Annotated in this window: 12 protein-coding genes and 1 tRNA gene; 7 read left to right on the top strand and 6 right to left on the bottom strand. The window is 71.6% G+C overall.

Annotation, left to right across the window (positions count from 1 at the left end; translation table 11 throughout):
- Positions 1 to 34 precede the first annotated feature (34 nt).
- The 4 genes from ACYVLT_RS24380 to mfd form a co-directional block, all read right to left on the bottom strand.
- Positions 35 to 3,208 (bottom strand): S41 family peptidase, encoded by a 3,174-nt coding sequence (locus tag ACYVLT_RS24380; protein WP_461122522.1) that lies wholly within the window; start codon positions 3,206 to 3,208, stop codon positions 35 to 37.
- 521 nt (positions 3,209 to 3,729) lie between these two features.
- Entirely contained in the window at positions 3,730 to 4,644 is a 915-nt protein-coding gene (locus ACYVLT_RS24375; protein ID WP_461122521.1) for a nucleoside triphosphate pyrophosphohydrolase, read from the bottom strand.
- Entirely contained in the window at positions 4,641 to 5,597 is a 957-nt protein-coding gene (locus ACYVLT_RS24370) for a SurA N-terminal domain-containing protein (RefSeq protein ID WP_461122520.1), read from the bottom strand. The genes ACYVLT_RS24375 and ACYVLT_RS24370 overlap by 4 nt, the downstream gene beginning before the upstream one ends.
- Positions 5,598 to 5,610: 13 nt before the next feature.
- Complete coding sequence (gene mfd / locus ACYVLT_RS24365) at positions 5,611 to 9,189, bottom strand: transcription-repair coupling factor (protein WP_461122519.1); 3,579 nt, start codon at positions 9,187 to 9,189, stop codon at positions 5,611 to 5,613.
- 144 nt (positions 9,190 to 9,333) lie between these two features.
- Here mfd and ACYVLT_RS24360 point away from each other — a divergent pair, with 144 nt between their 5' ends.
- Both ACYVLT_RS24360 and ACYVLT_RS24355 read left to right on the top strand, forming a co-directional pair.
- Positions 9,334 to 9,900 carry a DUF4291 domain-containing protein gene (locus ACYVLT_RS24360; protein ID WP_461122518.1) on the top strand — a complete coding sequence of 189 codons (567 nt, stop codon included), beginning with the start codon at positions 9,334 to 9,336 and terminating at the stop codon, positions 9,898 to 9,900.
- A gap of 53 nt (positions 9,901 to 9,953) precedes the next feature.
- Positions 9,954 to 11,081, top strand: coding sequence for a PQQ-dependent sugar dehydrogenase (locus ACYVLT_RS24355; protein WP_461122517.1), 1,128 nt, complete (start codon positions 9,954 to 9,956; stop codon positions 11,079 to 11,081).
- A 192-nt stretch (positions 11,082 to 11,273) separates the two neighbouring features.
- Here ACYVLT_RS24355 and ACYVLT_RS24350 read toward each other — a convergent pair whose 3' ends face one another.
- Positions 11,274 to 11,867: a TetR/AcrR family transcriptional regulator gene (locus ACYVLT_RS24350; protein ID WP_053719425.1), complete on the bottom strand. Its 594-nt coding sequence runs from the start codon at positions 11,865 to 11,867 to the stop codon at positions 11,274 to 11,276.
- 114 nt (positions 11,868 to 11,981) lie between these two features.
- Positions 11,982 to 12,941, bottom strand: a complete 960-nt coding sequence (locus tag ACYVLT_RS24345) for an acyl-CoA desaturase (RefSeq protein ID WP_461122516.1) — start codon at positions 12,939 to 12,941, stop codon at positions 11,982 to 11,984.
- A 155-nt stretch (positions 12,942 to 13,096) separates the two neighbouring features.
- Here ACYVLT_RS24345 and ACYVLT_RS24340 point away from each other — a divergent pair, with 155 nt between their 5' ends.
- From ACYVLT_RS24340 to ACYVLT_RS24320, 5 genes are all read left to right on the top strand, one after another.
- On the top strand, positions 13,097 to 14,242 hold the full coding sequence (locus ACYVLT_RS24340) for an alpha/beta hydrolase family protein (RefSeq protein WP_461122515.1): 1,146 nt from the start codon (positions 13,097 to 13,099) through the stop codon (positions 14,240 to 14,242).
- A gap of 342 nt (positions 14,243 to 14,584) precedes the next feature.
- Positions 14,585 to 14,655 (top strand) — tRNA-Gln (locus tag ACYVLT_RS24335).
- Between the two features lie 93 nt (positions 14,656 to 14,748).
- Positions 14,749 to 16,395, top strand: coding sequence for a GGDEF domain-containing protein (locus ACYVLT_RS24330; protein WP_461122514.1), 1,647 nt, complete (start codon positions 14,749 to 14,751; stop codon positions 16,393 to 16,395).
- Between the two features lie 67 nt (positions 16,396 to 16,462).
- On the top strand, positions 16,463 to 17,941 hold the full coding sequence (glmU, locus tag ACYVLT_RS24325; protein WP_461122513.1) for a bifunctional UDP-N-acetylglucosamine diphosphorylase/glucosamine-1-phosphate N-acetyltransferase GlmU: 1,479 nt from the start codon (positions 16,463 to 16,465) through the stop codon (positions 17,939 to 17,941).
- A 13-nt stretch (positions 17,942 to 17,954) separates the two neighbouring features.
- Positions 17,955 to 18,926: a ribose-phosphate diphosphokinase gene (locus ACYVLT_RS24320; RefSeq protein ID WP_360463481.1), complete on the top strand. Its 972-nt coding sequence runs from the start codon at positions 17,955 to 17,957 to the stop codon at positions 18,924 to 18,926.
- Positions 18,927 to 18,952: the final 26 nt, after the last annotated feature.

The raw sequence follows: 18,952 nt of genomic DNA, 5'->3' as shown, positions 1-18,952 counted from the left end.
ACCACCGCGCCGTCACACGCTCGGGTGGACTCGATCAGGTGAGGGGCGGGAGCTGCGGCGGAACGGCCGCCGGACGCCGCGCCAACGCCTCCAACGCCAGCCGCACCGCCGTGTCCAACTGGGGGTCGCGCCCGGCCACCCGGTCCTGCGGCGTGATCACCACCTCGACGTCCGGGTCGACGCCGTGGTTCTCCACGCCCCACCCCGGCCCCGCGAACCACGTCGCGTACCGGGGCTGCGTCACCAGCGTCCCGTCGACCAGGTGGTACTGCATGTCGATGCCGATCACCCCGCCCCAGGTGCGGGTGCCGACGACCGGACCGATGCCCATCTCCTTGATCGCCACGTTGACGATGTCGCCGTCCGACCCGGCGAACTCGTCCGCGATCGCCACCACAGGCCCGCGCGGCGCGTCACCGGGGTAGCTGACCGACGTGGTGTACCCGCGGGCCACCGACCAGCCGATGACCTTGCGGCCCAGCTTCTCCACCACCAGCTCCGACGTGTGCCCGCCGCCGTTCTCCCGCACGTCGAGCACCACCGCCTCACGCCCCAGCTCCACTCGCAGGTCCCGGTGCAGCTGCGCCCAGCCGGCACCCGTCATGTCCGGCACGTGCAGGTACCCGACCCGGCCCTCGGACAGCTCGTGCACGCGCGCCCGCCGGTCGGCCACCCACGCGTGGTAGCGCAGCGGCTCGTCGTCGGACAGCGGCACGACCACCACCCGTCGCGGCTCACCACCACCGCCCGGCCGCACGGTCAGCTCCACCGGCTTGCCCGCCGTGCCGACCAGCAGCGGCGCCGGACCGGTCAGCGGGTCGACCTGCCGGCCGTCGACGGCCACGATCGCGTCACCCGCGCGCACCGCGACACCGGGAGCCGCCAGCGGCGACCGCGCCGCCGGGTCCGACGTCTCACCCGGGATCACCCGCACGACCCGCCACGCGCCCGACTCGTCGCGTTCCACGTCCGCGCCGAGCAACCCGACCGCCCGCCCGCGCGACCCGCGAGCCGGGATCACGTACGCGTGCGACGTGCCCAGCTCGCCCTGCACCTCCCACAGCAGGTCGACCAGGTCGTTGTAGCTGCCGAGCCGGTCCACCAGCGGCCGGTAGCGCTCCAGCACCCCGGCCCAGTCCACGCCGCCCATGTCGGTGCGCCAGAAGTGGTCCCGCATCAGGCGGCCCGCCTCGGCGTACGCCTGCCGCCACTCGGCGGCCAGGTCCACCACCACCCGGACCCGCGACAGGTCGACGTCCACCGAGTCGTGGTCGTCGGAGTCGACCTTCCGGTCCGTCGGCACCACCCGCAGGTCACCGCCGTCCTGCACGACCACCCGCTGACCGTCACCGGTCACGTCGAACGAGTCGACCCCGTCCACGAGCGTCTCGGTGCGGGACTTGGCCAGGTCGAACCGCTCCAGCACGGCCCGGGGGGCGCGGGCCGACGGGTCGGCCAGGTTGTCGCCCAGCACGCCGCGCAACGGCGACCGCAGCCACAGCAGGCCGCCCTTCACGGCGGTCAGACCCGCGTAGCGGGCCGCCGCGACCGGCACCGTCACCACCCGGTCGGCCAAGCCGTCCAGGTCCACGACGGTGATCGGGTTCTCGTCGTCCTTGTCCTTGTCCTTGTCCGACGGGTCGTCGCCGACCGACCGGCCCAGGCGCAGCGGGTCGAACGGCGACGGGGTGGTCGCGGCCAGCGGCAGCAGGTAGGGCCGGCAGCCGGTCGGGAAGGACAGGTCGAACACGTGGGCGTCGTAGACCGGGTCGAAGCTGCGCACCGACAGGAACGCGAGGTAGCGGCCGTCCTCGGTGAACGTCGGCGAGAAGTCGGAGAACCGCAGTGGCGTCACGTCCACCACGGACAGGTCGGTCGTGTTGGTCATCCGGATGTGCTGCAACGGGCGGGGGCCGGGGTGCGACCAGGCCAGCCAGTTCGAGTCCGGGGCGAAGGCCAGGTCGCTGACGTGCGGGTTCGCGCCCTTCAGGACTTCGCGGACCTCGCCGGACTCCACGTCGACCAGCAGCAGCCGCCCGTCGTGGGTGGCGACGGCGAGCCTGCGGGCGTCCGGGGAGACGGCCAGCTCCAGCACCCGGCCCAGCTTGCCGACCGCGACGCGGCGCGGCTCGTTGCCCGGCTCGACGCCGCCGACGGGGACGAACTCCAGGCCCTCCTCGCCGTCGGCGTCGGTCACCCACACGACGTTGTCGCCGACCACGCGCGGCAGGCGGGCCCGGACGCCGGGCTGTTCGGCCAGCGCGCGCACCGGGCCGTCCCGGTGGGTCACCCAGTGCACCGTGCCGCGCACCTCGACCACGCTCGCGCGCCCGGTCTTGTCCGGGTGGAAGTCGTCCGGCCGCGACGCCACGTGCCGCGGCCTGCGGGCCGTCCGGGGGCCACCGAGCCTGACCTCCAACCGCCGCGGTTCGGCATCCAGCAGACTGTCGACAATCCACAATTCACCGGCGTGCTGCCACACGACCCGCTCACCGTCCGTGGACGCGACGCGGGCGTAGAACTCCTGCTCGGTGTGCCGCCGCAGGTCGGAGCCGTCGGGGGATACCGAATACAAACTACCGACCCCGTCGTGGTCGGACAGGAACGCGATCCGGTCCCCGATCCACATCGGCGAGGTCAACGAGGACGTCAGCTCCGGCAGGATGCGGACGAACTCCCCGTCACCGGCCGTGTCGACCCACAACTTGCCCGCCGCACCACCCCGGTAGCGCTTCCACCAGGCCGGATCGTGCCCGTACACCGAGCTGACCACCACCTGCCCGGCGGGGCCGAACGACACGTCGTCCACCCACCCGAACGGCAACCGCCGCGCCGGCCCACCGTCGACGGCCACCGCGTGCGCCCACTGCCGGTTGGTCGACGCCTGACCGGTCGAGGTGACCGCGACGACCTCCCCACCAGCCGTCCAACCACGCACGCCGGTCGTGTAGTCGCCCCAGTAGGTGAGCCGGGTGGCCTCACCGCCCTCCACCGGCGCCAGGTGGACTTCGGGCGCCCCGTCCCGACGACTCGTCCAAGCCAACCACCCACCGGTCGGGTCGAAGCGGGGGAAGGACACGGACACCTGGTCAGCGGTCACCCGCCAAGCCCGACCACCGTCGAGCGGGGCGAGCCACACATCATCCTCGGCCACGAAGGTCACGAGGTTGCCGTGCAGGTGCGGGAAGCGGAGGTAGGCCTCGGTCACCTCTTCGACGTTAGCGCGCCGATCACCCAGCAGTGACCCACCCCACGCACCTGCCCGCCGACAACCTGCACCCACCCTCCGGAAACCCCCGACGACGAGCCACCGCCGGCCTCGATGCCTTCGGCAATCCTCGACCTTCGCCAATCCTCAACCGGCCGCACCCACGACCATCACCATCCCGCAGCCATCACCACCCGCGGGCGCGCCATCCCGCGGCCATCACCGTTCCGCGGCGATCGCCATCTCGCAGGCGCGCCATCCCGCGACCATCACCAGCCCACCGTCACCGTCACCGTCACCGTCATCGCCACCGCCAGGTCATGTCGCCGCCGGGCCGGCCGTTTTATCCGGCTAACGTGAGACATGCGATTCAGGTTGTCCTGGGTTGCACGCTTCGCCCCGTCGAGTGACGACCCGCAATGGCCGAACCACACCGAACCACCCCCGGACCGGGCCGGCGACGGACGCCCAGCGACCCCGACCGGCCGGACGATTCGACTCGACCGACTCGACGGCCCGGCTCAACCGGGCCAGTGGGCACGCCAGTCGGCGGCGGTCAGGGTACTGACGCCGGCCGCACGAGCCGAGCGCTCGGCAGCGCGCACATTCGCCTCGAACCGCCGGGCCACGGCACGCAGTTCCGTCTCCGGATCCTCACCGGCCAGCTTCGCCAACGCCGCCACCGCGAACAACGTGCTACCGGTGTCGTCCCCCTCCGGCAACAAATTCACCGGGAAACCGGCCCGCGCCACCCGTTGCGCCAACTTCCCGGCCAACGCCACCGCCGGCTGCCCGGTCGCCACCCCGTCCACACTCGACTCGCGCTGCTTCTCGACCTGCTTGAGCTCTTCCCACCGGTGCTGCTGCGACGTCGCGTCGTGCACCGCCGGGTCGTGCCCCTCGAACACGTGCGGGTGCCGGCCGACCAGTTTGGCCACCAGGTCACCGGCGACCTCGTCGATCCCGAACGGCTCCTCGGCGTCCTCCGCCGCGATCCGCGCGTGGAACAGCACCTGGAGCAGCACGTCGCCCAGTTCCTCCCGCAACGCCGCCCGGTCGCCGTCCTCGATGGCCTCCAGCAGCTCGTAGGTCTCCTCGACCAGGTACTGGCGCAGCGACTTGTGGTCCTGCTCGGCATCCCACGGACAGCCGCCGGGCGAGCGCAGCCGGTCCATCACGGCCGCGGCCTCCGACAACGGCACGGCTGGCGTGCGGATCACGGTGGACCCCGCCGCGATCAACGCCATCGCGGCCGGCTCGTCCGGGTTCGTGGTGAGCAGCACGGCCGACGGACCGACGACCAACGCCGACACCGGCTCGGCCGACCACACCGCCGCGTCCACGCCCTCCCCCGCGTACACCGCCGCCGCGCCCCGCAGTGCGGGTAGCGCGGCGGCGGGCAGGACCGGGGTGGTGCCTACGACGACAACGGTCACGGGGACTTCTGCCGGTCCCGGACCGTCGCCTGGTAGCCGCTCAGCTCGCCCTCGCTGGGCGCGAGCGAGATGGCCGTGCCGTCCCACAGGCCGTAACGGGGGTTGACCTGGATCTCCGGGTCACCCGCGAGCGTCTGCACGAGCCGCAGCCCGATCTGCTCCAGCAGCTGCGGCGTCAACTGCTCGGTGGACGACTCGCCGGAGGCGCGCACGTCGGTCTTGCGGTCGGTCACGTAGGCGACGATCCACTGCGCGCTGCTCGGGTCCGGCGCGAACGCCACCACGGTGCCCGCCGGGACGCCGAACAGGGGCGACTGGGCGGCCTGCGGCGATTCGGCGGACCGCACCCGCTGCCCTTCCTTGGACAGCGCCTGCCCCTCGACGCCCTGGGGCGCGTCGGCGATGAACTCGGCCATCTTCGCCGGGTCGGCGGCGACCTGCTTGGCCTTCTCGACCGCCTCGGCGTTGTCCTTGGTGAAGAAGTAGTCGAACGTGACTTCCATCCGGTCGACGTACTTGCGGGCCAGCTCGACGAGGAGCAGCTGGTCCTTGGCGCGCTCGCGGAACGTCGCCGCGTCGTACACGGTGTTCTGCGAGGCGACTTCGGCGCCGCCTGCCTGTTCGACGGACTCGGTCACGGCCTCTTCGGACACCGTCACGCCCTCGCGCCGCGCGGCCTGCTCGATCAGCTCGTGCTGCACGCCGAGGGTGACCAGCTGCCGGGCGACCTGGTCGAGTTTGCGCTGGTCGTGGAGCTTCTGGGCCTCGGGCTCCTTCTTGAGCACGACGTCCAGCCGCTGCTGCACCTGCGCCAGCGGCAGCACGGTGTCGCCGACGATCGCGGCCGAGCCGACGTGGCTGGGGCCGGTGCCGCAGCCGGCCACGAGCAGTGCCGCCGATGCCAGGGCGACGGCCGCGCCGGTCAGGGTGAAGCGCCTCTGCACAGTCCTCACGACCGGTACCTTCTCACGTCCTCGTGACGCCGCTCACGGGAGTCCCCGCCAACGACTCCAGGAAGTGCGCGCACCAATCGAGCAGTTCCTGGTCGCGCAGCTGCGGCGCGCCCATCCGGCCACCGGCGGCGCCTTCGGTCGGTCGGGGCACGCTGACCGTGTTGGCGGCCGGCTTGTGGACCGCCTTGGGGTAGAGCCGGCGCAGCCGGACGAGCTGGCTGTCCTTGAGCTCCAGTGGTGCGAAGCGGATCGTGCCGCCCTGGGTGGCGACCTCGGTGACGCCGTGCGCGCGGCACGTCTGCCGGAACCTGGCGACCGCGAGGAGGCGTTCGACGGGTAGCGGCGGGGTGCCGTAGCGGTCCTTGAGCTCGTCCCACACGGCCTGCAGGGAGTCGCCGTCGACGGCCGCGGCGATCTTGCGGTAGGCCTCCAGCCGGAGCCGTTCGCCGGGCACGTAGTCGTGCGGGATGTGGGCGTCCACGGGCAGGTCGACGCGGACCTCGGCCAGGTCCTCCTCGACCTCGCCGTCGGCGCCCGCGTGCTTGCGGAAGGCCTCCACGGCCTCGCCGACGAGCCGGACGTACAGGTCGAAGCCGACGCCCGCGATGTGGCCGGACTGCTCGGCGCCGAGGATGTTGCCGGCGCCGCGGATCTCCAGGTCCCTCATCGCCACGGCCATGCCGGCGCCGAGCTCGGTGTTCTGCGCGATCGTGGCGAGCCGGTCGTGCGCGGTCTCGGTGAGGGGCGCCTCGGGCGGGTAGAGGAAGTAGGCGTAGCCGCGTTCGCGGCCTCGGCCGACGCGGCCGCGCAGCTGGTGCAGCTGGGCGAGGCCGAGGAGGTCGCCGCGCTCGACGATGAGGGTGTTGGCGTTGGAGATGTCCAGGCCGGTCTCGACGATCGTGGTGCAGACGAGCACGTCGTACTCGTTCTCCCAGAAGCCTTGGATGATCTTCTCGAGCTTGTCCTCGTTCATCTGGCCGTGCGCGGTGATCACGCGGGCCTCGGGGACCAGTTCGCGGATGTGCCGGGCGGCGCGTTCGATCGAGGACACGCGGTTGTGCACGTAGAAGACCTGGCCGTCGCGGAGCAGCTCGCGTCGGATGGCGGCGCCGACCTGCTTGTCGTCGTAGGCGCCGACGTAGGTCAGGATCGGGTGCCGTTCCTCGGGCGGGGTGAGGATGGTGGACATCTCGCGGATGCCGGCCAGCGACATCTCCAGGGTGCGCGGGATCGGGGTGGCGGACATGGTGAGCACGTCGACGTGCGTGCGCAGGGCTTTGATGTGCTCTTTGTGCTCGACGCCGAACCGCTGTTCCTCGTCCACGATCACCAGGCCGAGGTCTTTGTAGCGCAGGCTCTTCTGGAGCAGGCGGTGCGTGCCGATGACGATGTCGACGTCGCCCTCGGCGAGGCCGGTGATGGTCTGCTCGGCTTCCTGCGCGTCGGTGAACCGGGACAGGCCTTTGATGTTCACCGGGAACGCGCGCATGCGTTCGGCGAACGTGTTCAGGTGCTGCTGGGCGAGCAGCGTGGTGGGCACGAGCACGACGACCTGCTTGCCGTCCTGCACGGCCTTGAACGCGGCGCGGACCGCGATCTCGGTCTTGCCGTAGCCGACGTCGCCGCAGATCACCCGGTCCATCGGGACGGTGCGCTGCATGTCGGCCTTGACCTCGTCGATCGCGGCCATCTGGTCGAGGGTCTCGGTGAACGGGAAGGCGTCCTCCAGCTCGCGCTGCCACGGTGTGTCCTGGGCGAACGCGTGGCCGGGCGCGGCCTGGCGGGCGGCGTAGAGCTGCACCAGTTCGGCGGCGATCTGCTTGACCGCCTTCTTGGCCTTGGCCTTGGTGTTCTTCCAGTCGCTGCCGCCGAGCTTGTTCAGCGTGGGCAGCTCGCCGCCGACGTAGCGGGAGACCTCGTCGAGCTGGTCGGTGGGGACGAACAGCCGGTCGCCGGGTTGGCCGCGCTTGCTGGAGCCGTACTCGAGGACGAGGTACTCGCGGGTGGCGGTGTTCCCGGTGGTGTCCTTGGTGGTGCGCTGCACCATCTCGACGTACTTGCCGATGCCGTGCTGCTCGTGCACGACGTAGTCGCCGGGTCGCAGTGCCAGCGGGTCCACCGCGTTGCGGCGGCGGCTGGGCATGCGGCGCATGTCCTTGGTGGACGTGCCGTGCCGGCCGCCGGTGAGGTCGGTCTCGGTGAGCACGACCAGGGCCAGTTCGGGCAGGGAGAAGCCGTCTTCCAGCGCGCCGCGCACGACGGTGACCGCGCCGCGTCGGGGGGCGGTGTCGAGGGTGTCGCGGAGGACGACGTTGACGTCGGCTTCGCGCAGCTGTTCGGTGGCGCGTTGGGCCGTGCCCGCGCCGGGGACGACGAGCACCGCGGTGCCGCCGGAGACGGTGTGGGCGCGCAGGTCGGCGAACGCCCGGTCGATGTCGCCCTGGTAGGCCTCGACGTGCTTGAGCTCCAGCCGGACGACGTCCTCGCCCTCGGTGGTGAGCTGGCTGAGCGTCCACCACGGGCGGCCTTGCGCGCGGGCGGACCCGGCCACGTCGGCGAGGCTGTGGTAGGCGCTGGAGTCCAGGTCGATGGGGCTCTGGCCGCCGCCGGCCGCGGCCATCCAGGACGCTTCCAGGAACTCCTGGCCGGTGCGCACGAGGTCCTGGGCGCGGGCGCGGATCTTCTCGGGGTCGTTGAGGACGACGTGCGTGCCTTCGGGGACGACGTCGGTGAGGAGTTGGAGCTCGCCTTCGCACAGGGCCGGGATGAGGGCTTCCATGCCTTCGGACGGGATGCCCTCGGCGATCTTGCTCAGCAGTTCGTGCAGGTGGGCGTCGGAGGTGTGCTCCTCGGCCAGGGCCGCGGCCTTGGCCCTGACCTGCGCGGTCAGCAGCAGTTCGCGGCACGGCGGTGCGATGAACCCGTCGACCTCCTGCGGCAGCGACCGCTGGTCGGCCACGGCGAAGGGGCGGATCTCGCTGACCTCGTCGCCCCAGAACTCGACTCGCAGCGGGTGCTCGGCGGTGGGTGGGAAGATGTCGAGGATGCCACCGCGGACGGCGAACTCGCCGCGCTTCTCGACCATGTCGACGCGGGTGTAGGCGATCTCGGTGAGGTTGACCAGGAGGTCCTCGAAGTCGTGCTCCGAGCCGACGGCCAGGCGGACCGGCTTGAGGTCGCCCAGGCCGGGCGCCATCGGCTGGATGAGGCTGCGGACCGTGGTGATGACGACCTTGAGCGGGTGGCCGTCGGGGTGGGCGAGGCGGCGCAGCACCTCCAGGCGTGCGCCGACCGTGTCGGCCCTCGGTGACAGCCGCTCGTGGGGCAGCGTCTCCCAGGACGGGAACAGCGCCACCTGCTCGGGGCCGATGAGGTCGCACAGCACGGCCTTGAGGTCGTCGGCCTCGCGGCCGGTCGCGGTGACCGCGAGCACGGGTGTGCTGTTGGCCAGGGCCGCCGCGACCAGTGGCCGGGCCGCGGGTGGGCCTTCCAGTTCGAGGTCGGGCACGCCGACCGAGTCGGCCAGGGCGCGCAGCGCCTTGTCGGGCAGGACAGCGGTCAGCAGGCCGGACAGCGGGCCGGGCTGGGGCATTGCGGTGGCTCCCCGGGACTCAAACACGGACAGACCCCTGCCCGGGACCGAACGTCCACCGGAGGGGTTCTCGGTTGCCAGCCTACGGGCCTGCCGCGCGCGGTGCCCCGTGATTTCGGTTGACCGACGGGTGACGCTGGGTACGTGGAGCAGAAGCGGATCAGGGCCGACTACGACGATCGGCACGTCACCGTGTACCAGGCGTACTCGCCGGCCATCGCGGAGCCGGCGCTGGCGGCGGGGCGTTTCGTGCCGCCGTTCAGGCGGGGGCGGATGACGTGGGTCAAGCCGTCGTTCTTGTGGATGATGTACCGCTCGGGGTGGGCGACGAAGCCGGACCAGGAGCGCGTGCTGGCCGTGCGGATCACCCGTTCGGGGTTCGACTGGGCGGTGCGGGCGGCGGTGCCGAGCAGTGTCGGGGGCGGGGTGAAGCCGGACGTGCGGGTGCAGTGGGACCCGGAGCGGGACCTGCGGCTGGGTGAGCTGCCGTACCGGTCGTTGCAGCTGGGGTTGGCCGGTGAGGCGTCGCGGCGGTACGTGGACGAGTGGGTCGTGGGGTTGACGGACGTGACGCCGCTGGCGCACCGCGTCCACGAGCTGGTGCGTGCCGGTGACCTCGATGCCGCGCGGGCCCTGCTGCCGGTGGAACGGCCGTACCCCATGCCGGACCTGGCTGGGGACGTGACGTCGGACCTGGTTAGGGAAGGGTGACACCCGATCGCCTGAAACGGGGAGCACACATGGGGGTCGTCATGCTGGGTGACATGCGTCGCGTTGTCGGGTTCGCCGCGGTGGCGGTGGTGGTCGCCGCTTCGGCGTGCTCGACCGAGGGCGCCGGGGGCAGCGCGCCCGGCACGACCACGCCCGTGGGGTTGAAGGTCGAGGTCGTGGTCTCCGGGCTGAGCCACCCGTGGGACGTGGGGTTCCTGCCCGACGGGCGGATGCTCGTGCCGCAGCGGCCGGGGCGGATCGCGCTGGTCGCGGACGGTCGGGCGACCGACGTCGAGGCCGATCTCGGTGACGTGGCGGCACGCGGCGAGGGCGGGCTGATGAGCCTGGTCGTGCACCCGGACTTCGCCACCAGCCGTCGGTTCACCACGTGCTTCAACACGTCCTCCGACGTGCGGCTGGTGACGTGGGAGCTGGACGGCACCAAGGCGACCAGGGTGAAGGACCCGCTGCTGGCGGGCCTGCCGACGGCGTCGAGCGGGCGTCACTCGGGGTGCCGGATGGCGCTGGACCGCGAGGGCAAGCTGCTCATCGGCACCGGGGACACCGCGCGGGGCAGCGTGGCGCAGGACCGGGCCAGCCTCGGCGGCAAGGTGCTGCGGGTCGACCTGGCCACCGGTGAGGGCGTGCCGGGCAACCCGTTCGGGGACCGGATCTACACCTACGGGCACCGCAACGTGCAGGGTGTCGCCGTGCGGCAGGACGGGTTGGTGTTCACCGCCGAGCACGGGCCCGACGTGGACGACGAGGTGAACGCGCTCAAGGCGGGCGGGAACTACGGCTGGGACCCGTCGCGGGGCGGCACGGTCGGTGGTTACGACGAGGACGTGCCGATGACGGACCTGGAGCGGTTCCCGGACGCCGTGCCCGCGGTGTGGTCGTCGGGGGATCCGACGGAGGCGATCTGCGACGCCGCGTTCCTGGTGGGCGAGCAGTGGGGTGCGTTGAACGGCGTGCTGGCCGTGACCGCGTTGAAGGGTGCCAAGGTCCTGCTCTTCACCGTCACCCAGGAGGGCGGCGTCCACTCCGTCGCCATCCCGCCGGAACTGGACGGCACCCACGGCCGCCTGCGCGGCGCCGAACTGGCCCCCGACGGCTCCCTCCACGTGACCACGTCGAACGGCACCGACGACAAGATCCTCCGCATCACCAACCACCCCTGACCCCCGCGCGAGTCGAACCTCCAAACCCCGAGAGTCCTACGTTCAGGCCGCGAGAGTCCTACGTTCGCGTACCCCGAATTCAACGCTCACGACGAGCGGCGGGGTACCTGAGCGTTGAATTCGGGGGTCCTGAACGTAGGACTCTCGCGACGCGAACGTAGGACTCTCGCGGGTGGTGGCGGGGGGTGGGGGTTAGCGGGTGCGGAGGCGGGGTTTGTGGTCCATGTGGGACAGGCCCTTCCAGGCCAGGTTGACCAGGTGGGCGGCCACTTCGTCCTTCTTCGGCTTGCGGACTTCGAGCCACCACTGGCCGGTCAGGGCGACCATGCCCACCAGGGCCTGGGAGTAGAGGGCGGCGAGCTTGCGGTCGTAGCCCTGCCGCGAGAAGTGCAGGCCCAGGATCGACTCCACCTGGGACGCGATGTCGTTGAGCAACGACGAGAACGTGCCGGTGGACGACGCCACGGGCGAGTCGCGCACGAGGATCCGGAAGCCGTCCGTGGAGCCCTCGATGTAGTCCAGCAACGCGCACGCCGCCTGTTCCAGCAGCTCACGCGGGTGCCCGCCGGACAACGCGTTGACGATGTGGTCCATCAGGTACTGCATCTCCCGGTCCACCACGACCGCGTAGATGCCTTCCTTGCCACCGAAGTGCTCGTACACCACGGGCTTGGACACGCCCGCGCGGTGCGCGATCTCCTCGATGGAGGTGACCTCGAAGCCCTTCTCGGCGAACAACGCCCGGGCCACGTCGAGCAGTTGCTCGCGCCGCTCCTTGCCCGTCATCCGCACGCGCGGCACCGGTGTTTCGTCGCCGCGCCGTCTCCCCGCCACCTCAACCACCCTAAACACCTGCCCCCCGCGGGAACCGCGAGGGGCAGGTGGGTCGACCCCCTGGAACTACTTCTTGGCGCTGATGCGCGCCAGTCGCTGCTCGTTCGGCCACCGCACGTTGGTCGCCCAGCCGAACTTCTCGAACACCCAGATCAACCGGGCGGACGTGTCGATCTGACCGCGCTTGACGCCGTGCCGGGCGCACGTGGGGTCGGCGTGGTGCAGGTTGTGCCACGACTCGCCGAAGCTCAGGATCGCCAGCGCCCAGACGTTCGCGGAACGGTCACGGGCCGCGAACGGCCGGTCGCCGACCATGTGGCAGATCGAGTTGACCGACCACGTCACGTGGTGCAGGAACGCCACCCGGACGAGGCCCGCCCAGAAGAACGCCGAGAGCGCGCCGGCCCACGACATGGTGACCAGGCCGCCGATCGCGGCGGGCGCGAGCAGGCTGATCGAGGTCCACAGCGGGAACAGCTTGTCGACGCGGACGAGGTCCTTGTCGGCCAGCAGGTCGGGGGCGAAGCGCTGCGCGTTGGTCTGGTCGCGGTCGAACAGCCAGCCCATGTGCGCGTGCCAGAAGCCCTTGGCCAGCGCGGCCGGACCGGTGCCGAACAGCCACGGCGAGTGCGGGTCGCCCTCGCGGTCGGAGAACGCGTGGTGGCGCCGGTGGTCGGCGACCCAGACGATGACCGGGCCCTGCAACGCCATGCTGCCCGCGATCGCGAGGCCGATCTTGAGCGCGCGGTTGGCCTTGAACGAGCCGTGCGTGAAGTACCGGTGGTACCCGATCGTCACGCCGAGGCCGGACAGGTAGTAGAACGCGACGAACAGCGCGACGTCGACCCAGCCCAGCCCCCAACCCCAGGCGAGCGGAACGGCCGCGAGCAGAGCCAGGAACGGCACGATGACGAACACGTACACGCTGAACTGCTCGACGTGCCCGCGCCGCCCCTCGATCATCGGCTTGGGTCCGCGATCCTCCGGACCCTGCGGCGTGGACCTGCTCTCAAGGGTGCTGGTCATACATGTACCTCGTTGTGTGTTCGGGGTTACCTACGGAGCCGTAACTTACGGAAGCGTAAGTTAGGTGAACCTTGTCCCGCCATAGCCCGGGCGAAAGTCACGGCGTGTTCTCAGGAAGTCGGGCGTGTCGATCAACGCCGGTGCATCATTCGGTGATGGGTTCACCGAACGTCCGCAGGCGCCGCCGGCTGCGGCTCGCGCTGGTCACGTTCGCGGTGGTGTTCCTGCTGCTCAGCGGGGGTCTGCTGGGGTTCGGCTGGTACTACAGCGGCGAACTGCTCGACCCCGTGAACGCCCGTCCCGGCTACCGCGACACGGTCACCTCGTCCGCTTCGGGGACCGTCTCGTTGGCGGAGTCGAGGGTCACAGTGCTGCCGGGCACGTGGGGTCTCGTCTGGCCGGGTGGCGGCGCGAAGGTGGGTCCGGTGACCCAGCGGTCCGAGGGCACGGTGGTGCGCGAGCTGCAGGGCATGGCGCCCGCGGACGGCACGCGGGTGCGGATGGAGACGGCGGTGTGGAGCACCGACCCCGCCACCGCGCACGACCTGGAGTACACGGACGTGCGAATTCCCACCGAGTTGGGTGACGCCCCGGCGTGGCTGGTCCCCGCGACGTCGTCCACCTGGGTGGTCGCGGTCCACGGTCGGGGCGGCACGAGGGCCGAGGCGTTGCGGGTCATGCCTGCGCTGCACGCACTGGGACTACCCGTTCTCGCCGTGACCTACCGCAACGACGAGGGCGCGCCCGCCTCCCCCGACGGCCTGTACCACCTCGGCGACACCGAATGGCGGGACGTGGAGGCGGCCGTCCGGTACGCCCGGGAGCACGGCGCGCGCGAGGTGGTGCTGTACGGGTGGTCGATGGGCGGCGCGATCGTCGGCCAGTTCCTCGGCCGTTCGGCGGAGGCGGACGACGTGGCCGCCGTCGTGCTCGACGCGCCCGTGGTGAGCTGGACGAGGACGCTGGAGCTGCAGTCGCGCAACCGGAACGTGCCCGAGCAGCTGGTGCCGATCGCGGAGCTGGTCTCGGACTGGCGGGTCGACCTGGACTTCGACCGCTTCGACCTGCGGGCCAACCCGCCACCGCGCAAGCCGCCGACGCTGCTGTTCCACGGCGACGCGGACGGCACCGTGCCGGTGCAGGCCTCGCGCGACCTGGCCGCGGCGGCGGACCGGCTCGGCTGGCCCCTCCGGTACGTCGAGGTGCCCGCGGCGGAGCACACGGCGGCGTGGAACGTCGACCCGGAGACCTACGAGCAGGCGCTGACCGAGTTCCTCCGCTCGGTCGACGGCATCCGGTGACGGTGACCGGGCCGAGGACATCGCGCCCGAACATCGCGCCCCGAACATCCGCTAGTACCCGATCGGCTACGCCAAGTAGTTAAACGGGTGATTGTTTTGCCCGAAATCGTGCCGAACCGCGGTCCCGAACGGGTCGCCCGGGACCGCCGGCCGTCGACGAGGGGCCGCACGCCGTTCACCCACCCGTGACGTGGCCGACGTCACCGACTCCGCTGACCTGCGGCAACACGCGCTGTCATGATCACGTCACCGACGGCTTGCCGCCAGTTGAGTGGTGGTGCTGACCTCCGAGGGGGACTCGTGACAACATGTGTTCGCGCGGTCGGGGTGAAGCCCGGCCGTTCCGCCATGGTGTAAAGGCAGCACCTCGGATTTTGGTTCCGATGGTCCAGGTTCGAATCCTGGTGGCGGAGCGAGGAAGGCCGGGCCACGAAGGCCCCGGCCGCCCTGCGTCTGCATGGGGGTGTGAGTCGCTGCACGAGGAAGCGGTCGACGAGCAGGACAACGTGGCGCCGGCGCTCCACGAGATGTCCGACGCGTGGCTGGTCGGCCGCGCGAGTGAGCTCGTGGCCGTGGCCCAGAGCAGCCACCTGTCCGACCAGCTCGACGCGGCGCACGAGGTCGACGAGATCCTGGCCGAGGCGCAGGGCCGCGGCGAGCCGCGGATCGTCGGCCAGCTCCTGCGCGCGGCGGCGGTGGTCCGGATCGTCACCCCCGGTCTGGTGGACCTGTCCGACTCGGTCCTGGACGAGATGCTGGCGCACTGCCGCCGGCACGGCCTGCTGGTGCTGGAGGCCGAGGCGCACGCCCTGCGCGGCCGCCGGTACCTGCTCGGCGGGTTCGAGGACAAGGCGTTGACCGAGGTCGCGGGCGGCCTGGCGATGCTGGAGGAGGACCTCACCCCCGACCCGATGCTGGACAAGCGCACCTGGGACCGGCTGCTGGCCTCGGCGTTGCAGAGCACCGGGCTGGTGCTGGTGCAGCTGGGCGTCTACGAGATGGCCGACGACGTGCTGGCGCGGGCGCACAACGCGATCCGGGACAGCGCCAACCCGCACCAGATCTACGTGCACCTGCTCAACCGGGCGCGGCTGCTGATCGGCTGGGGGCTGCGGCTGGAGCGGGTGGGCAACGACGAGGAGGCCGGCGAGCGGTTCGCCACCGCCTCGGCCATCGCCACCGCCGTCGAGGGCCCGTTCCGCGAGTCGCTGCACCCCGGCAGGCGTGACCGCACCGCCGCCGAGCAGGTGCCGGTGATCGGCGCGGCGCACGCGCTGGCCAAGCCGGGCGCGGAGCACATCGCGCGGCTGTGGACGCTGCGCGAGCTGGCCATGTACGCCCGCGAGCTGATCATCGTGTCGATCGCGCTGGCCCGCTGCCTGGAGATGGAGGAGCTGCCGCAGCAGGCGTTGCAGGTGCTGCACGACGCCCGGGAGCGGCTGGCGCACGACACCTCCGAGCCGACGCTGATGCTGTGCCTGACCCGCGAGTACGCCAAGCTGTCCGGCCCGCACGGCGAGCGCACGATCTCGGCGTTGCAGACCTACGCCAACGCGCTGGAGGTGGAGCTGTGGATGATGCAGGAGGCCCGCACCGCCACCCTGCTCACCCGGCGCGACCACGAACGGCTGACGCGCGCGCACGGCGCGATCGCCCAGCAGGCGTTGCAGGACCCGCTGACCGGGCTGCCGAACCGCCGGGCGCTGGACGACCGGCTGGCCGCGCTGATCAACGCGCAGACCCACCCGATGGCCATCGCGCTGGTGGACCTCGACGGGTTCAAGGTGGTCAACGACCGGCACTCGCACGCCGAGGGTGACGACGTCCTGCGCGTGATTGCGAGCACACTGCGGCAGGCGTTGCGGGGTGACGACCTGGTGGCCCGCTACGGCGGCGACGAGTTCGTGGTGCTGCTGCCCGGCGCGCCCCTGCACGCCGCCGAGGCGGCCCTCGGCCGGGCCGTGGATGCCGTCGCCGGCCTGGATTCCACCCTGTCCAGGGGCGTCACCCTGTCGGTCGGCGTGATCTCGGTGCGACCGCGGGAGACGGCGCACGCGGCGCTGGCCCGAGCCGACTCGGCGATGTACGTGGCGAAGCGCCGAGGTGGCTGCCAGGTTGCGGCCGTGGAAGGCGAGCCCTCCTCGGAGGCTTAGTATCGGCACCTGGCGGGAAGCCAGGCCCCTCCCGCTGCAGGCACGCACTCAGCTAGGGAGAGCGCTGATGCTAGAGGGTGTCCCCACCCCGATCAGCACGATCGTCCTCGCAGCGGGTGAAGGCACCCGCATGCGCTCAGCCACCCCGAAGGTGTTGCACCGCATCGCGGGTCGCTCCCTGGTGGAGCACGCCGTGCGTGCCGCCGCCGGGACCGACCCGGATCACCTCGCCGTCGTGGTCGGCCACGGCCGCGCCGCGGTCGGCGAACACCTCGACAGCCTGTCCACCGCGCTGGACCGCAAGGTCACCGTGGCGGTCCAGGAGCAGCAGAAGGGCACCGGGCACGCGGTCGGCTGCGGCCTCGCCGAGCTGCCCACCGACCTGGGCGGCACGGTCGTGGTGACCTACGGCGACGTGCCGCTGCTGGACGCCGACACGCTGCGCGGGCTGCTCGCCGAGCACGGCGCGCGCGGCAACGCCGTCACCGTGCTGACCGCCGTGGTGTCCGACCCCACCGGGTACGGGCGCATCGTGCGGTCCGCGGACGGCTCGGTCCAGGGCATCGTGGAGCAGAAGGACGCCACGCCCGAGCAGCTGGCGATCAGCGAGATCAACTCCGGGGTGTACGCGTTCGACGCGGCCGTGCTGCGCGACGGGCTCTCCCGGCTGTCCACCGACAACGCGCAGGGCGAGCTGTACCTGACCGACGTGCTGACCATCGCGCGCGGTGACGGACGGCGCGTCGGCGCGCTGGAGACGGCCGACCGCTGGCTGGTCGAGGGCGTGAACGACCGGGTGCAGCTGGCCCGGCTCGGCGCGGAGCTCAACCGCCGGCTCGTGGAGCGGGCCATGCGCGCGGGCGTGACCGTGGTCGACCCGGCCACCACGTGGCTGGACGCCGACGTGCGGCTGGAGCGCGACGTGCTGATCGAGCCGAACGTGCAGCTGCGCGCGGGCACCGCGGTCGGCGAGGGCGCGGTCGTCGGACCGGACACCACCCTGTCGGCGTGCGTGATCGGGCCCGGCGCGACCGTGGTGCGCACGCACGGCTCCGGCGCGGAGGTCGGCCCGCGCGCGTCCGTCGGCCCGTTCGCCTACCTGCGGCCGGGCACCCGGCTCGGTGAGGGCGGCAAGATCGGCACGTTCGTCGAGACGAAGAACTCGGAGATCGGCGCGGGCAGCAAGGTGCCGCACCTGAGCTACATCGGCGACGCCACCATCGGTGAGAACTCCAACATCGGCGCGGCCAGCGTCACGGTGAACTACGACGGCGTGAACAAGCACCGGACCACGATCGGCTCGCACTGCCGCACCGGCTCGGACAACATGTTCGTCGCCCCGGTGACAGTCGGCGACGGCGCGTACACCGGCGCCGGGACCGTGGTGCGGCGCAACGTGCCACCCGGCGCGCTGGCCGTGTCCGGCGGACCCCAGCGCAACCTCGACGGCTGGGTGGTGTCCCGCAGGGCGGGCACCGCCGCGGCCGAGGCGGCGCGACGCGCACTGACGCCCGAGAATGCGGGCACAACCGATGAAGGGCGCTGACGTGAACCCCACGATGGCCGGGACACCCAAGAAAAACCTGATGCTCTTCGGCGGGCGCGCCTATCCCGAGCTGACCGAGCAGGTGGCCAAGCACCTGAACGTGTCGGTGACCCCGCAGTCGGCGTACGACTTCGCCAACGGCGAGATCTTCGTGCGGTTCGAGGAGAGCGTGCGCGGCTGCGACGCGTTCGTCATCCAGTCGCACTGCGCGCCCATCAACCAGTGGCTGATGGAGCAGCTGATCATGGTGGACGCGTTGAAGCGCGCGTCGGCCAAGCGCATCACCGTGATCATGCCGTTCTACCCGTACGCGCGGCAGGACAAGAAGCACCGCGGGCGCGAGCCGATCTCGGCGCGCCTGGTGGCGGACATGTTCAAGACCGCGGGCGCGGACCGGCTGGTGTCGGTCGACCTGCACACGTCCCAGATCCAGGGCTTCTTCGACGGCCCGGTGGACCACCTGTGGGCCATGCCGCTGCTGGCCGAGCACATCCGGGACAAGTACGCGGGCCGCGAGCTGACCGTCGTGTCGCCGGACGCGGGGCGCACCAAGCTGGCCGAGAAGTGGGCGGACACGCTCGGCGGCGCCCCGATCGCGTTCATCCACAAGACCCGCGACCCGATGCGACCCAACGAGGTCGTCGCCAACCGGGTGGTCGGCCAGGTGCAGGGCCGGCTGTGCGTGGTGATCGACGACATGATCGACACCGGCGGCACCATCACCAAGGCGGTGGACCAGCTGCTGGCCGAGGGCGCGTCGGACGTGGTCATCGCGGCCACCCACCCGGTGCTGTCCGGCCCGGCGGTCGAGCGCCTCCAGTCGTGCGGCGCGCGTGAGGTCGTGTTCACCGACACCCTGCCCATCCCGGCGGAGAAGCGCTTCGACGCGATGACCGTGCTGCCGATCGCGCCGCTGCTGGCGCGCGTGATCCAGGAGGTCTTCGAGGACGGCTCGGTGACGTCGCTGTTCGACGGCAACGCCTGACATCCCGCGCGCCGTGCGGGACGATC

The organism is Saccharothrix stipae, assembly GCF_054781895.1.
This window is presented reverse-complemented; position numbering and strand designations above follow the sequence as displayed.

What these genes read in the sequence shown, in the direction of transcription:
- mfd (WP_461122519.1), bottom strand. Translation starts at nt 9,189, where the DNA reads ATGCCCCAGCCCGGCCCGCTGTCCGGCCTGCTGACCGCTGTCCTGCCC.
- ACYVLT_RS24355 (WP_461122517.1), top strand. Translation starts at nt 9,954, where the DNA reads ATGCGTCGCGTTGTCGGGTTCGCCGCGGTGGCGGTGGTGGTCGCCGCT.
- ACYVLT_RS24350 (WP_053719425.1), bottom strand. Translation starts at nt 11,867, where the DNA reads ATGACGGGCAAGGAGCGGCGCGAGCAACTGCTCGACGTGGCCCGGGCG.
- ACYVLT_RS24345 (WP_461122516.1), bottom strand. Translation starts at nt 12,941, where the DNA reads ATGACCAGCACCCTTGAGAGCAGGTCCACGCCGCAGGGTCCGGAGGAT.
- ACYVLT_RS24340 (WP_461122515.1), top strand. Translation starts at nt 13,097, where the DNA reads ATGGGTTCACCGAACGTCCGCAGGCGCCGCCGGCTGCGGCTCGCGCTG.
- glmU (WP_461122513.1), top strand. Translation starts at nt 16,463, where the DNA reads ATGCTAGAGGGTGTCCCCACCCCGATCAGCACGATCGTCCTCGCAGCG.
- ACYVLT_RS24320 (WP_360463481.1), top strand. Translation starts at nt 17,955, where the DNA reads ATGGCCGGGACACCCAAGAAAAACCTGATGCTCTTCGGCGGGCGCGCC.